General features: G+C 71.9%; 15 protein-coding genes. 4 read left to right on the top strand and 11 right to left on the bottom strand.

Annotated elements, in window-relative coordinates:
* Positions 1-4: 4 nt before the first annotated feature.
* Positions 5-1,153: a class I SAM-dependent methyltransferase gene (locus tag MT346_RS07720; RefSeq protein ID WP_243562238.1), complete on the top strand. Its 1,149-nt coding sequence runs from the start codon at positions 5-7 to the stop codon at positions 1,151-1,153.
* Between the two features lie 138 nt (positions 1,154-1,291).
* Here the strand turns inward: MT346_RS07720 and MT346_RS07715 are convergent, their stop codons facing one another.
* Complete coding sequence (locus MT346_RS07715; protein ID WP_243562237.1) at positions 1,292-1,711, bottom strand: DUF3151 domain-containing protein; 420 nt, start codon at positions 1,709-1,711, stop codon at positions 1,292-1,294.
* A 313-nt stretch (positions 1,712-2,024) separates the two neighbouring features.
* Here MT346_RS07715 and MT346_RS07710 point away from each other — a divergent pair, with 313 nt between their 5' ends.
* Complete coding sequence (locus tag MT346_RS07710) at positions 2,025-3,605, top strand: ABC-F family ATP-binding cassette domain-containing protein (protein WP_243562236.1); 1,581 nt, start codon at positions 2,025-2,027, stop codon at positions 3,603-3,605.
* 34 nt (positions 3,606-3,639) lie between these two features.
* On the opposite strand, the gene MT346_RS07705 is transcribed toward MT346_RS07710, so the two are convergent.
* The 10 genes from MT346_RS07705 to MT346_RS07660 all read right to left on the bottom strand — a co-directional run bounded on the left by MT346_RS07705 (position 3,640) and on the right by MT346_RS07660 (position 12,677).
* Complete coding sequence (locus MT346_RS07705) at positions 3,640-4,335, bottom strand: SDR family oxidoreductase (protein ID WP_243562235.1); 696 nt, start codon at positions 4,333-4,335, stop codon at positions 3,640-3,642.
* Between the two features lie 74 nt (positions 4,336-4,409).
* Entirely contained in the window at positions 4,410-5,447 is a 1,038-nt protein-coding gene (locus MT346_RS07700; RefSeq protein ID WP_243562234.1) for a YihY/virulence factor BrkB family protein, read from the bottom strand.
* 2 nt (positions 5,448-5,449) lie between these two features.
* Positions 5,450-5,944 (bottom strand): hypothetical protein, encoded by a 495-nt coding sequence (locus MT346_RS07695; protein WP_243562233.1) that lies wholly within the window; start codon positions 5,942-5,944, stop codon positions 5,450-5,452.
* 182 nt (positions 5,945-6,126) lie between these two features.
* Positions 6,127-7,170, bottom strand: a complete 1,044-nt coding sequence (locus tag MT346_RS07690; RefSeq protein WP_243562232.1) for a Gfo/Idh/MocA family protein — start codon at positions 7,168-7,170, stop codon at positions 6,127-6,129.
* A 196-nt stretch (positions 7,171-7,366) separates the two neighbouring features.
* Positions 7,367-8,278, bottom strand: coding sequence for a prenyltransferase (locus MT346_RS07685; protein WP_243562231.1), 912 nt, complete (start codon positions 8,276-8,278; stop codon positions 7,367-7,369).
* Positions 8,275-8,688 carry a lycopene cyclase domain-containing protein gene (locus MT346_RS07680; RefSeq protein WP_243562230.1) on the bottom strand — a complete coding sequence of 138 codons (414 nt, stop codon included), beginning with the start codon at positions 8,686-8,688 and terminating at the stop codon, positions 8,275-8,277. Before MT346_RS07680 ends, MT346_RS07685 begins: the two co-directional genes overlap by 4 nt.
* The gene (locus MT346_RS07675) at positions 8,685-9,020 is read right to left on the bottom strand and encodes a lycopene cyclase domain-containing protein (protein WP_243562229.1); all 336 of its coding nucleotides are present in this window, start codon (positions 9,018-9,020) and stop codon (positions 8,685-8,687) included. The genes MT346_RS07680 and MT346_RS07675 overlap by 4 nt, the downstream gene beginning before the upstream one ends.
* Complete coding sequence (gene crtI, locus MT346_RS07670) at positions 9,020-10,690, bottom strand: phytoene desaturase family protein (protein WP_243562228.1); 1,671 nt, start codon at positions 10,688-10,690, stop codon at positions 9,020-9,022. The genes MT346_RS07675 and crtI overlap by 1 nt, the downstream gene beginning before the upstream one ends.
* Positions 10,687-11,622 (bottom strand): phytoene/squalene synthase family protein, encoded by a 936-nt coding sequence (locus tag MT346_RS07665; protein WP_243562227.1) that lies wholly within the window; start codon positions 11,620-11,622, stop codon positions 10,687-10,689. The genes crtI and MT346_RS07665 overlap by 4 nt, the downstream gene beginning before the upstream one ends.
* A complete protein-coding gene (locus tag MT346_RS07660; RefSeq protein ID WP_243562226.1) occupies positions 11,619-12,677 on the bottom strand; it encodes a polyprenyl synthetase family protein in 1,059 nt (352 codons plus the stop codon). Before MT346_RS07660 ends, MT346_RS07665 begins: the two co-directional genes overlap by 4 nt.
* A gap of 21 nt (positions 12,678-12,698) precedes the next feature.
* Between MT346_RS07660 and idi the strand changes: the two genes are divergently transcribed.
* Positions 12,699-13,232 (top strand): isopentenyl-diphosphate Delta-isomerase, encoded by a 534-nt coding sequence (idi, locus tag MT346_RS07655; RefSeq protein ID WP_243562225.1) that lies wholly within the window; start codon positions 12,699-12,701, stop codon positions 13,230-13,232.
* Positions 13,233-13,290: 58 nt separating this feature from the next.
* The gene (locus MT346_RS07650) at positions 13,291-13,878 is read left to right on the top strand and encodes a glycerol-3-phosphate responsive antiterminator (RefSeq protein ID WP_243562224.1); all 588 of its coding nucleotides are present in this window, start codon (positions 13,291-13,293) and stop codon (positions 13,876-13,878) included.
* Positions 13,879-13,907 lie beyond the last annotated feature (29 nt).

Genomic DNA, 13,907 nt, shown 5'->3' with positions numbered 1-13,907 from the left:
GCGGATGCCCCCGTTCGACTTCGCCGCGGTGTTCCGGCGCGACCCCGATGCCGACGAGCCCGACCTGGTCACCATCGACGGCACCGACCGGTTCCTGCTGGACGAGGCACCGCACGTGCACGGCGACGCGCTGCGCCAGCCGGGGCAGGTCGCGGTCGTCGACGACCGGAACGGGGTGCTGACCCTCGGGCTGCTCACCGTGCACGGCGCAGCCGACGTCCGGGTCGTGCAGGACTCCCTGAGCGCCGAACGTGCCCTCGAAGCGAACGCGGGCACGTTCGGCCGGCGCGGGTTCCACCACCCGGACTCGCTGCAGGACGCCTTCCGCGGCGCCCGGCTCGTGCTGCTGCGGTTGTCGAAGTCGCTCGACCGTCTGGACGAGGTCGCGCGCGCCGTCGCCCGGTACGCCGCCCCGGACGTGGTGCTGCTGTGCGGCGGGCAGACCAAGCACATGACCCTGTCGCAGAACGACGTGCTGCGGCGGTCGTTCGGCGACGTCGTCGCGAGCCGCGGCCGCGGGAAGTCCCGGTTGCTCGTCGCGCAGGACCCACTGCAGGCGGCCGCGAACCGGGCCGCGCTGACCGCGCCGTGGCCGAAGCACGTGCACGTCGACGACCTCGGCCTGACGCTCGTCGCGCACGGCGGCGTGTTCGCCGGGGCATCGCTCGACCTGGGCACCCGGACGCTGCTCGACGTGCTCGACGACGCCGTGCCGACCGCCCGCGTCGCCGTCGACATGGGCTGCGGGAACGGGGTGATCGCGACCGTGCTGGCTCGCCGCCGCCCGGGCCTGAAGGTGATCGCGACCGACGTGTCCGCGATCGCCGTCGCCTCGACCCGCGCCACGGCGACCGTGAACGGTGTCGACGACCGCGTCCGGGTGCTACGGACCGACGCGGGCGACGAACTCGATGCGGGGTCGGCGCAGCTGGTGGTCTGCAACCCGCCGTTCCACGCCGACAGCGCCGTCTCCACCGACGCGGCCGAGTCGATGTTCCGGAACGCGGCCACGATCCTGCAGTCCGGCGGCGAACTGTGGTGCGTGTGGAACTCGCACCTGCGCTACCGGCCGGTGCTCGAGCGGATCGTCGGACCGACGCGACAGGTCACCCGCACGGCGAAGTTCACCGTGACGGCGTCACGCGTCGGCTGAGGGCTCGCGCGGCGCTCGCGTGCGCGGCGCCGATCGGCTTCGCACAACCGGAAGCACTTCGCACCGCGGTGTTCGGCGGCGCGAACGGGTTTCGGTTGTGCGAAACCGTTTCGCGCTGCGCTGCGCAGCGCAGCGCCGCTACGCCTGCAGCGCGGGGATGACCGCCGGGTCGGCCCCGTTCAGGAAGTCGGTCAGGCGCTCGGGTTCGCCCGGCTCCTCGATCGCGATCGCGGCCCGGCGCAGCGCGAACAGGGAGCGCAGCACCCCGCGGTTCGGCTCGTGCGACCACGGCACCGGCCCGGCACCACGCCACCCGGCCTTCCGCAGCGAGTCGAGTCCGCGGTGGTACCCGACGCGGGCGTAGGCGTAGGACTCGAGCGTGGCGCCACGCTCCCAGGCCTCGTCGGCCAGCAGCGCCCACGCCAGGCTCGACGACGGGTGCGACACGACGACGCTCGCGACCGGGGCGTCGGCGGCCAGGGCGGCATCGACCTCGGGGTCGGCGGGCAGCAGGGTCTCGGGGTTCGACGACGGGGTCGGCAGCAGGTTCTCGGGCATGGCTCCACCCTGTCACGCATGGCCGGGTGCTTGCGCACGCATCGCTCCGAGGCGTAGCGTCAGAGCACTCCGTCGTGACCGCGGAGCAGCGGGGCGGGAGACCGACCGCCGGCTCGGGTCACGGAAACGGGGGTGAACCGACGGAAGAAGTCGCCTTGCGCGTGATCACCGGGACTGCGTCCTCGCAGCAGCTGCCCCTGCGCTGACACCGTGATCACGCCCGACTCGTCGGGCCCGCCCGTTCGTCGGGTGATGCCGCCTCGCTGCGGCTGACGGTGTCGTGCGCCCGCATCGACATCCCGGAGGCACCTCCATGCCCGCGAACCCATCCGTCGTCCTGCACGACCTCACCTTCACCTGGCCGGACGGCACCCCGGCACTCGACCACCTGACCACCGCCTTCGGCTCCGGCCGGACCGGTCTGGTCGGGAGGAACGGGGCCGGCAAGTCCACGCTCGTCCGGCTGGTCACCGGCCGGCTCCAGCCCACGTCGGGCACCGTCACGACGTCGGGTCCCGTCGACCTGCTGCCCCAGCGGCTGGACACCGGTCCGGACGACACGGTCGCCGACCTGCTCGGCGTCGGCCCGCAGCTGCGCGCCCTGCACGCGATCCTGGGCGGTGACGCCGACCCGGCGCACTTCGACGCGCTCGGCGACGCGTGGGACCTCGAGGAGCGCGCCGCCCTGGCGATCGCCGACCTGGGCATCGGCGACGACCTTGGCCGCCCCGTCGCCACCCTGTCCGGCGGGCAGGCCGTGCTGGTCGCCGTCGCCGGCATCCGGCTGCGTGCGCTGCCCATCGCGTTCCTCGACGAACCGACGAACAACCTGGACCGTCGGGCACGCGCGATGCTGCTCGACCTGGTGGACGACTGGCGCGGGACCCTGGTGCTCGTCAGCCACGACCGCGAGCTGCTGGAACACGTCGACGAGATCGCCGAGCTGCGTGCCGGCGCGATGACCGTGTTCGGCGGGACGTACGCCGGGTTCGAGGAGCACCTGGCCGTGCAACAGGCCGCGGTCGAGCGCGAGGTCCGCGTCGCTGCCCAGCGTCACCGCGCCGAGAAACGGCAGCGCATCGAGGCCGAGACGACCATCGCACGCCGGGCCAAGGCGGGCGAGAAGGCCGGGCGCTCGATGCCGGCGATCTTCCGGAACGAGATGCGCAAGCGCGCCGAGGAGACTGCGGGGAGACTCCGCACGGGTCACGCCGACGACGAGGCCACCGCGCTGGCGACCAAGCGCGAGGCCGAACTCCGGCTGCGCGACGACGAGTCCATCCACGTCGAACTGCCCGACCCGCACGTGCCGGCGTCACGGCGGATCGCGACGATCACCGTGCGCGGCCGGCCGAGCATCGTGCAGGGGCCGGAGCGCATCGCCGTCGGCGGGGACAACGGCGTCGGCAAGACGACCCTGCTCGAACAGCTGGTCGGGGACCCCGGCGCGCGGGAGCATCCGCTGCCGGACACGGGGGCCGTCGCGCACGTCGAGCACATCGGGTACCTGCCGCAGCGGAAGGACTCCCTGGACGATGACGCCACCGTGCTCGAGAACGTCCGACGTCGAGCGCCCGACGTGTCCACAGGCGAGCTGCGGAACCGGCTCGCCCGGTTCCTGGTCCGTGGGGACACCGTCGACCGCCCGGCCGGTGCGCTGTCCGGCGGCGAGCGGTTCCGGGTGGCGCTGGCGGGGCTCGTGCTGGCGGACCCGCCGCCGCAGCTGCTGGTGCTCGACGAGCCGACGAACGACCTCGACCTGACGAGCGTCGACCAGCTCGTGGACGCCCTCGGCGCCTACCGCGGTGCGCTGGTCGTCGTCAGCCACGACGACGCGTTCCTGGAGCGCCTGGGGCTCGACGAGCGGCTGGAGCTGGGCACGCGGGCCGGGTGACGCGGGCCCGTTGCGCGCACGCGTCGGGCCCGCGTCAGCGCTTCCGGGTGGGGCGGATCGAGAGCGTCTCGATCGTGCCCCGCTCGGGCAGGTCCACGACCGTTCGGACCGCGTCGGCGACGTCCTCGGGCGCCAGGTAGTACGCGGTGTCGTAGTCCTCGCCGAGCTTCTCGGTGAGCTGGCGCTGCATGTCCGAGTCCGTCCGGCCGGGGTGCACGCTCGACACCCGCACGCCGTTCGCCCGCTCTTCTTCACGCAGGGCGTCGGTGAACGCCCGCAGCGCGAACTTCGACGCGCCGTACACGCCCCCGCCCGGACCCGAGACGAACCCCGATCCGGAGTTGATCGTCACGACGATGCCCCGGCTGCTGCGGAGCGCCGGCAGCGCCAGGCGGGTGAGCTCGGCGACGGCGAAGACGTTCGTGGCGAACACGGCCTCCCACGTGGATCGCGGAGTGTCGGCGACGCGGGTGCCCTGCTCGACGCCCGCGGAGTGCACGAGCACGTCGAGCCGGTCCGGCAGCGCCGGCATCTGACCCGCGCCCAGGTCGCCCACGAACGGCGCGGCATCCGGCAGCGTGGCCACCACGGCATCGACGGCGTCGGCGGAACGGCCGCCGACCAGCACGTGGTGGGTGCGGCCGAGGTCGGCCGCGATCGCGCGGCCGATGCCGCGGGTGGCCCCGGTCACCAGGGCGACCGGCCGGTCTGGAGTCGTGGAGTACGTCACGTGACCCACCCTACGGAAACCGAGCCGGGCCTCCTGGCCGGAAGCGCTACCGGGGCCGCCGCCGGGCCCGCCGCTCAGTCCTTCTCGCGCCCGGCGGTCTGGCGGATCTTGATGGCCTCGAGCACGTCCTGCGCGTGCTTCTCGTCCAGCTTGTCGATCTGGCGGGTGTCACGCTCGGGCAGCTGGATGTCCTCTTCCGCGCGGATGCCGGCCTGCAGCTGCCGACCGCGCTCGAGTTCGGCGTCGAACTCGGCACCGAACAGCAGCGCGTTGTTCGTGATCCAGATCCACAGCAGGAACACGATCACGCCACCGAGCGAGCCGTACGTGGCGTTGTAGTTCGAGAAGTTTCCGACGTAGAACCCGAAGCCGACGCTCGCGATGATCCAGATCAGCAGCGCCAGGATCGATCCGCCACTGACCCACGTGAACTTGGGCTGCTTGACGTTGGGGGCCCAGTAGTAGAGCACCGCGATGATGACGATGCCGATCACCAGCAGGATCGGCCACTGCACGATCGACAGGACGGTGGCAGCGGCCTGGCCCAGGCCGATCAGGTCACCGACGCTACGGGCGAGCGGGCCACTGACCAGCGCGAGCAGCCCGAGCACGAGCATGACGACCGTGAACACCGTGACGCCGAGCATCGTCGGGCGCAGCTTCCAGATCGGGCGGCCCTCGCGGACGTTGTAGATGCGGTTCATCGCGCGGCCGAAGGCACCGACGTAGCCCGAGGCGGACCAGATCGCGCCGACGATGCCGACGATGAACGTGACCGGCGCCGCGGGCGAGCGGACCAGTCCCTCGACGGGCTTGCGGATCAGGTCGACGACCTGCTCCGACCCGATGCTGCTGACGATCCGCAACAGGGTGTCGATCGTCTTCTGCGGATCCGACACCAGGCCGAGGATCGACACGATCGCCAGCAGGCCGGGGAACAGCGCCAGCACCGTGTAGTACGTCAGGCTCGCCGCCAGGTCGGTGCACTGGTCGCCGGAGAACTCGCGCAGCGTCTTGCCGAGCGTGTACTTCAGGGTCGGCTTGGTCAGGTCGGTCGGGCTGTCCGGCTTGCGGGCGTCGTCCGCAGCGGGCTTGCCGTGGTCGTCGGCCATGGTCAGTTCGCCTTCGCGCGCTTGGCAGCCTGCTTGCGGTACTTGTCCGCCTGCTTCCGCACGCGGGCGGTGCGCTTCTGCTGGCTCGCGCGCATCTGGTGGCCCGGGTCCTGCGCGAGGGCTGCCGTGCGCGCCTTCCGACCTGCCCTGCGCGCCTTGCGGCCCTTCCGCCCCGGAGCGGACTCGTCGCCACCCCGGGCACCGAACGGCAGCAGCGCGGTGAACGCGGTCGAGGACGGCGGTGCGGCCAGGTGGCCGGCGGGCGTCCGGGCGATGCGGGCGCCGAGCACGACGGCTGCCACGCCCGCGGCGGCGATCGTGCCGAGGGCGACCAGCGGCGTGGGGTCGCGGTGCCACCGCTGTCGGGTCTTCGCCAGCGCCAGACGCGTGCGCGCGGGCAGGTCGACCTTGTGCCGGATGCGCTCGACCGTGTCGGTCATGCGTTCCCGGGTGCGGACGTTCGCGAGCTCGAGCTCGGGGAGACTGTCGTGCGCCATACCTCGTTCGTACACGGTCGTGGTCGCGGAGTCTCCCGACAGGCCGCGTGACGCGGCATGTGGCGGACGGGAGGCCCGGTGCCAGCCGGCACCGAGCCTCCTGTCCGAACGTGGTCGCGGTGGTCCGAACCGGGCCGCGCCGAGCGCGGGGCTCCGAGCGGGGCCGCGCGCTCCGCGCGTCGTCAGGACGGGACGACGACGTCCTCGGGCACACCCGACGCGGCGGAGCGGGTGGCCGCCTCCATCAGCGCCAGGCTGCGCAGGTTGTCGCGGCCGCTGGTCTCCGGCGCGGGACCGCCCTGGATCGCCCGCGCGAAGGCCTGCAGGCCACCCTGCCGGTCGTGGTGCTCGGCCGTCGGCAGCTCGACCGACGTCGGCGCCGCGTCACCGGGCTTCCGGATCGTGACGACGTCGCCGGAGACGTCCCCGGGTTCGCCCGCACGGCTGGTGAACCGCAGCTCGCCGTCCTCGCCCTGGATGCTCCACTCCCCCGCCCACGCGGTGTGCTCCGCGCGGCTCAGCCAGCTGCCGCGGTAGCTCACGACCAGGCCGTCCTGCATCTCGATGAGCATCGACGCGACGGCCTCGTCCTGGTACTTGCTGAACGACGGGTAGGTGGCCTTGGCGAAGACCCGCACGGCCTCTTGCCCGGTGACCATGCGGAGCAGGTCGACGTGGTGGATCGCCATGTCGTTGAACATCGCGTGCGGGAAGCGGTAGTGCGGGTGGTCGGCGAACGGGCGGTCGTTGTCCCACTGGCGGAAGTCGACGTTGATCGCGGAGAGCTCCCCCACGGCGTCGGCGCGCAGCAGGTCCCGGGTCACCTGCGGGGCGGGGTAGAAGCGGTAGTTCTGGCTGACCTGCAGCACCAGCCCACGTTCCTCGGCACGGTGGACGGCCTCGGCGGCTTCGTCGGCGGTGTTGGCGAAGGGTTTCTCGACCAGGACGTGCTTGCCGGCGTCCAGCGCTTCGAGGGCGAGCGGCACGTGGGTGACGGCCGGCGCCGTGATCACGACGGCGTCGGCGTCGACCGCGGCGAGCGCAGCGGTCAGCGAGGGGAACGCCGCAGTCTCGGGAAGCCCCAGGTCCGTCCGCACGGCGTCGAGGGTGTCGGCGCTCGGGTCGACGATGCCGACCACCTCGACCTCTGACACGGCGGGGATGGCCTCGCGGGCCCAGCTGCCGCCCCACCCTCCGAGACCGACGTGGATGATGCGGACCGGCATGCGGACACTCCTTCGTGATCGACGTGACACCGACCTCGGCGTCACGTCCATCCTGTCAGGGACGACCGACGTGTTCGTTCCCACACCGGTCGCGATGGGATGTCGGATCGCGCGTGGTCGGTCGGAAGTTCGGACTGACCACGCGCGAATCGACCCTCTGTGCGCGATTCGACCACCTCCGCGCGATCGGAGCGCGTCAGTGCGTGAAGGCGTAGGCGATGAGCGCCATCGTGACGATGAAGCCCGCCAGGTAGTTGATCCACAGGAAGCGCTTCCACCCCGCGTTCGCCGACTCGGCCGCGGCGTCGGTGACGTTCCACCAGGGCAGCACGTTGAGCGCGTACGGGATCACCACGACCGCCGCGATGGGCCCCGGGAACGCCGAGAACAGCAGCGCGACGCCCGCGACGACGTACGCCACGAACGCCAGCCGGACGGTCGCCCGCGCGCCGATCACCGTGGCCACCGAGCCGATGCCGCCAGCCCGGTCGGCCAGGACGTCCTGCACGGCACCGAACGCGTGCGAGGCGACGCCCCACAGGAAGAACGCGATGCACACCGCCACGAGCTGCCCGGTCCAGTGCGGCCCGGCGAGCGCCAGGCCGTAGATCGCCGGGGACACGAAGTGCGTCGACGAGGTCAGCGAGTCCAGGAACGGCTTCTCCTTGAACCGCAGGCCCGGTGCCGAGTAGGCGATGACCGCGAAGACGCTGATCGCCAGGACCAACCACGACCACGGTCCGCCGAGCAGCACGAGCGCCACCAGGAACGGCACGTTCGTCACGACCACGGCCCACAGGGTGGTGCGGTGCACGCTCTTGTCGAGCAGCGCGCCCTCGACGCCGCCCTTGCGCGGGTTCACCAGGTCGGACTCGTAGTCGAAGACGTCGTTGATGCCGTACATCGCCAGGTTGTAGGGCACCAGGAAGTACACGACGCCGATCAGGAACGCGGCGATCGAGAACCCGCCACCGCCGTCGACGCCGACCCCGCTGCCGAGCAGGTAGGCGGCACCGAACGGGTACGCCGTGTTCACCCAGCTGATGGGCCGCGACGACACGAACAGCGCGCGCATGGTGGACTGCCGGGAGGCAGGGGTCGCCGTCATCGCGGGTCCTCCGGTTCGGGGCGTGGCTGGGTGCGGGTCGTGGAACCGGTCCCGTGGACACGGTCGCGTCCGCCGCTGCGGTCGAACAGCACCCACAGGGCGGGCAGCAGGAACGCGGCACCGATCGCGTACGCCAGGTCCTCGATCGGGAACGCACCGATGCGCACCCCGCTGATCCGGGCCGGGTCGTAGGCGACGATGCTGAGGGTCACGATCACGTTGTTGAACACGACCGTCATGACGAGCAGTGCGACGCCGGCGACGAGCCCGCTCACCAGGGCGATCCGTCGGCCGCTGACCGCCCGGGCCCGTGAGCCAGCGCGACGTGCGGCGACGATGCCGGCGGCGACAGCGACCAAGACGGCCACGGCCAGGAACGGCACCGCGAGCAGCGCGTAGAGCCCGTTCACCGTGTCCTCCGACGAGCGAGTGCGCGCGCCACGACCGGCCGGACGGCGCCGGTCAGGTTCATCGTCGTGTAGCAGAGCAGCAGCAGGAAGAAGAGCTCCTCGAGCGGGACGTCGGGCGCGAGCAGCACGCCCGACAGCAGCTGTGTCGGGCCGATGAAGAAGATGCCGAGGGCCACCCCGGCGACGTCCCAGACCATGAAGAACGCGACGCCGACGACCATCACCGCGGTGGCCCGCCACGGCGCCCGCCAGAAGAACAGGCGGAAGCGGGCGTCGAGCACGACCATGCCCGTCAGCGAGACGAGCAGTCCGAGCAGGTACAGGCCGGGCATCACCCAGCTGCCGTCGCGGACGCGCGCTGCTTCGTCGCCCGCGGGGCCGGACGCGGGGGCACGCCCTCGGCGCGCACGAGCGGGGTCGGCAGGGGTTCGGTCGAGGTGTCGCCGTGGATGCGCTTCAGCAGGACCTCGGCCGAGATCAGGCACATCGGCAGACCGATGCCCGGGATCGTCGACGAACCGGTGTAGTACAGGCCCTCGACCTGCTTCGACTTGTTGCCCTCGCGGAAGAAGGCACTCTGCTTGAGGGTGTGCGCCGGGCCGAGCATCGAGCCGCTCCAGGCGTTGTAGTCGTCCGCGAAGTCACGCGGGCCGATGGTCCGGCGCACGCGGATGCGGTCGCGCAGGTCCGGCACGCCCGAGCGCTCGGCGACGACGTCGATGGCACGGTCGGCGATCTGTTCGACCTCGTAGTCGCCGGCACCATCGATGCCGCCCTTGCCGATGCCCACGTCGGCGGGCAGCGGGACCAGGATGAACAGGTTGCTCGTGCCGGGCGGGGCGACGGTCGGGTCGGTCTCCGACGGGGCGCAGACGTAGATCGAGGCGGGGTCCGGCACGTGCCGGTCGTCGCCGAACACCGCGCCGAAGTTGGCCTTCCAGTCCGCGGTGAACATCAGCGTGTGGTGCAGCAGCCCCGGCACCGGCCCGTCGACCCCGAGGTAGACCAGCACGGCCGAGGGGCCGGGGTCGCGCCGCTTCCAGTGCGACTCGTCGTGGGTGCGGTGCTCGCGGTCGAGCAGCTGCATCTCGGTGTGCCGCAGGTCGGCCGCGCTGACGACGACGTCGGCGGGTGCCACGTGCTGCTCGCCGCGACGGTCGCGGTGCACCACGCCGGTGACGTGGCCGTCCTCGACCTGGATCCGCTCGACCTTGGCGCCCGCGACGATCTGCGCGCCCTCGGCCCGGGCGACGCGCTCGACGGCGGAGATCACCTCGGTGATGCCGCCCTTCGGGTAGAGCACCCCGTCGGCCAGGTCGAGGTGGCTCATCAGGTGGTACATGCTCGGCGCCGAGTACGGGCTGGTGCCGAGGAACACGGCCGGGTAGCCCAGGACCTGCCACAACCGGCGGTCGCGGACAGCGCTCTCGGCGAAGGTGGACAGCGGCTCGAGCAGCAGGCGGGCGAGCTTGCCCATCCGCAGCAGCACGTCGGGTGCGGCGAGCTTCCGGAAGTCCTGGAACGTGCCGTACAGGAACCGGCGCACCGCCATGTCGTAGGTGTCCGCAGCCGAGTCGAGGTACTTCGCCATCCGCTTGCCCGCGCCGGGCTCGACGGACTCGAACAGCGCGAGGTTGTCCTCGCGCGATGCCCGCAGGTCGATCGGGTCGTCGTAGCCCTCGCTGTAGACGCGGTAGCCCGGGTCGAGCTTGACCAGGTCGAGCTGTTCGTCGGCGCTGGTGCCGAGCAGCTGGAAGAAGTGGTCGAACACCTCGGGCATCAGGTACCAGCTCGGGCCGGTGTCGAACCGGAAGCCGTCGCGCTCCCACGAGCCGGCGCGCCCGCCCAGCTGGGTGCGCTGCTCGAGCACGGTGACGGCGTAGCCGTCGCGCGCCAGCAGCGCGGCCGACGCGAGTCCGCTGATCCCGCCGCCGATCACGACGGCACGGCGCACGGGGACCTTGCGGGTGGCCTTCGGACCAGAGGCTCGTGGCGGGGTCATCGGGGGCCTCCAGGCTGGGTGGTGGTGACGGAACGGGAACGGAGCGGCGCGCGGCGCGCGAGCACCTGCGCGGCGAGCCGCGCCTTGACGGGGTTGGGGACGCGCACGCGCGTCGTGATCAGCCGGTCCGCCGGGGTGGCGGCGATCCGGTCGTTCAGCTCTTGGAACAGCGCGTGCGCGAGACCGACCGCGGCGCGGGCGTCCTTCGGCAGCAGCGGGACGGTGCGGGCCGCGGTGTCGAGGTCGGCCTGCACGTCCGCGACGAGTCGGCGCTTGGTGGCCTCGTCGAAGGTGCGGACGTCGACCCCCGGGAAGTACGAGCGGCCCAGCACCTCGAAGTCGGCGTGCAGGTCGCGCAGGAAGTTGACCTTCTGGAACGCGGCACCGAGTGCCCGGGCCCCGTCGACCAGCACGGTGCCGTCGAACGTCGGCCGGCCGGCCCGGTAGACGAACGCGCGCAGACACATCAGCCCGACGACCTCGGCCGAGCCGTACACGTAGGTGGCGAACGAGGCGTCGTCGTGCTCGGTCTGCTCGAGGTCCATCCGCATCGACGCGAAGAACGGCCGCGTCAGCTCGGCACCGAACCCGGTCGTCCGCGCGGTGCGTGCGAAGGCGTGCGCCACCGGGTTCACCGAGAAGCCGTGCGTCATCGCGCGCTCGGTGTCCTGCTCGAGCTCGTCGAGGACCTGGCGGGCGAGCACGGGATCCAGCCCGGCTTCGGTCGCCGGACCGTCCACCACTTCGTCCGCCACCCGCACCAGGGCGTAGACGTTCGTGATGTGCTCGCGCGTGTCCTTCGTCAGCAGCCGGCTGGCCAGCCCGAACGAGGTCGAGTAGCGATCGATGACGACGGCGGACGCCGCCTCGGCCGTGGCGTCGTAGAGCGGGAGTCGCGCGGCGTGCGTGCTCCCGGTGCGGTTCGTGGTCACCGGACGCGCTCCACCAGTTCGGACACCAGGGCTTCGAGCCGGACGGCCAGGTCGTAGGGCAGCGCGGCCAGTTCGGCCCGGGCGAGCGCGGTGTGCTCCTGCACCCGTGCCAGGGCAGCGTCGTGGGCGCCGCAGTGCACGAGCAGGCGGCGCATCTCGGCCGCGCGTTCCTCGGTCAGGTCCGGGTCGCCCAGGTACGGCGCCAGCTCGGACCAGCACTCGGTGGTGGCGGCGTAGGCGATGAGCATGGTGCGCTTGCCCTCGCGCAGGTCGCCGATCGCGGTCTTGCCCGTCGCGGCTTCGTCACCGAAGACCCCGAGCAGGTCGTCGACCACCTGGTAGGCGATGCCGATCTCGCGGCCGAACGCCCCGAGCGCGGTGACGACCGCTTCGTCGGCCCCGGCCAGCACTGCCCCGGACTGCAGGGGCGCCTCGAACGAGTACACGCTCGTCTTCGCACGCTCCATCGCCAGGACCTCGTCCACGGTGGGCATCACGCCGTGGGTCAGGTCGACGTCGGCCATCTCGCCCGCGGCGCTGGCGAACACGGCGTCGTCGAACAGGTCGAGCAGCCGGGCGCGTCGTTCGCCGTCGGCGCCGCTCGACTCGATGAACCGCGGTGCACCGGCGAGCGCCAGGTCACCGGCGATCACCGCTGCGCTGGTCCCCCGGTGCTCGGCCGTCGGCAGCGGCAGACCGCCCGTCGTGCCGGTGTCGCGGAACGCCCCGGCGACGTTCGGCTGCCCGCGGCGGGACCAGTCTCGGTCGATCACGTCGTCGTGCACCACGAGTGCCGTGTGCAGGAGTTCGTACGCCGCACCGACGTTCGCCGCTGCGTGCACGTCCGTGCCGCCGAGCCCGGCATAGGCGGTGAGCACCATGCGCGGGCGGAAGCGCTTGCCGCCCATGCTCGCCTTGCGGAGCACCCGCCAGAGTTCCTCGGAGGGGCGTCCGAACGCCTGGGCTCGGGCCGACGACACGGTGAAGAACCGTTCCAGACACTCGTCGACCAGCGCGAGGTCGATGTGCGCCACGGTGGCCGCTTCGTCCGTCATTGGCCTAATCTATCGAACTAGATGAACCACTTCCCTGAAACCGTCGTGCTGCTCGGCGAGGACCGTACCCCGATCGGCACCGCGGACAAGTTCGCGGTCCACACCGACCACACGCCGCTGCACCTGGCGTTCAGCTGCCACGTGACCAACAGCGACGGGGATCTGCTCGTCACACGGCGTGCCCTGTCGAAGAAGGCGTGGCCCGGTGTCTGGACCAACTCGTTCTGCGGACACCCCGGTCCGGACGAGTCGTTCGAGGATGCGATCGCCCGGCGTGCCGCCCGCGAACTCGGCATCACCGTCCGCGACGTCCAGCCCGTGCTGCCCGACTTCCGCTACCGCGCGGTCGATGCGTCGGGGATCGTCGAGAACGAGGTCTGCCCGGTGTTCCGCGCCGTGACCGACGACGTGCCCGCCCCGGCCGACGACGAGGTCTCCGAGTACGAGTGGCTGTCCGAGGACGCCCTGCGCAGCGCCGTGTCGGCCGCGCCGTTCGCGTTCAGCCCGTGGCTCGGGTGGCAGCTCGAGCAGCTGCCGGTCCGCGCGCTCGACTGACCCGATCGCCCGCGCGGGACCAGTGCGCGCCCAGGTCGGGACATCGACAATGGTGCGTATGACCCTGACGCAGCGCGATCCCGCGCAGGTGGTGCTCGAGGCCCTGCACGACGACCCGGTGATCGCCAGCGTCAAGGACGAAACCGCGCTGACCGAGGTCCTGCGCTCCGACCGGGCCGTCGTGTTCCTGCTGTTCGGCAGCGTGCTCGACGTCGTCCGGATCGTGCAGCGAGCGAAGGACGCCGGCAAGACCGTCCTGGTCGACGTCGACCTGCTGGACGGGTTCGCCGCGCGTGACGTCGTCGTGACGTGGATCGCCGAGCACACGGCCGCCGACGGCATCCTGTCGACGAAGGCGAACCTGGTCCGCGCCGCCAAGCGTGCCGGCCTGGTCGCGGTGCAGCGCTTCTTCCTGGTGGACTCGTTCTCGTACCACCAGCTCCCCCGCGTGGTCGAGCAGGCGAAGCCGGACGCGATCGAGATCCTGCCCGGGTGCATGCCGCGGGTGATCACCTGGCTGCGGTCGGACACCGACGTGCCCGTGATCGCCGGCGGCCTGGTGTGCGACAAGGCCGATGTGCTGGCCGCGCTCGGCGCCGGCGCGGTGGCCGTGGCGACGTCGAACCGCGACGTCTGGGACATGTGAACTGACGCACTGGGCGTGACCGTCCGGAG

This window comes from Curtobacterium sp. VKM Ac-2922 (genome assembly GCF_022815645.1).
GTDB lineage: Bacteria > Actinomycetota > Actinomycetes > Actinomycetales > Microbacteriaceae > Curtobacterium.
This window is presented reverse-complemented; position numbering and strand designations above follow the sequence as displayed.

Coding starts and splice junctions, on each gene's coding strand:
- MT346_RS07675 (WP_243562229.1), bottom strand. CDS start 9,020: ATGCCCGGCCTGTACCTGCTCGGACTGCTCGTCTCGCTGACGGGCATG.
- MT346_RS07720 (WP_243562238.1), top strand. CDS start 5: ATGCCCCCGTTCGACTTCGCCGCGGTGTTCCGGCGCGACCCCGATGCC.
- MT346_RS07650 (WP_243562224.1), top strand. CDS start 13,291: ATGACCCTGACGCAGCGCGATCCCGCGCAGGTGGTGCTCGAGGCCCTG.
- MT346_RS07695 (WP_243562233.1), bottom strand. CDS start 5,944: ATGGCGCACGACAGTCTCCCCGAGCTCGAGCTCGCGAACGTCCGCACC.
- MT346_RS07690 (WP_243562232.1), bottom strand. CDS start 7,170: ATGCCGGTCCGCATCATCCACGTCGGTCTCGGAGGGTGGGGCGGCAGC.
- MT346_RS07700 (WP_243562234.1), bottom strand. CDS start 5,447: ATGGCCGACGACCACGGCAAGCCCGCTGCGGACGACGCCCGCAAGCCG.
- crtI (WP_243562228.1), bottom strand. CDS start 10,690: ATGACCCCGCCACGAGCCTCTGGTCCGAAGGCCACCCGCAAGGTCCCC.
- MT346_RS07715 (WP_243562237.1), bottom strand. CDS start 1,711: ATGCCCGAGAACCTGCTGCCGACCCCGTCGTCGAACCCCGAGACCCTG.
- MT346_RS07685 (WP_243562231.1), bottom strand. CDS start 8,278: ATGACGGCGACCCCTGCCTCCCGGCAGTCCACCATGCGCGCGCTGTTC.
- idi (WP_243562225.1), top strand. CDS start 12,699: ATGAACCACTTCCCTGAAACCGTCGTGCTGCTCGGCGAGGACCGTACC.
- MT346_RS07710 (WP_243562236.1), top strand. CDS start 2,025: ATGCCCGCGAACCCATCCGTCGTCCTGCACGACCTCACCTTCACCTGG.
- MT346_RS07660 (WP_243562226.1), bottom strand. CDS start 12,677: ATGACGGACGAAGCGGCCACCGTGGCGCACATCGACCTCGCGCTGGTC.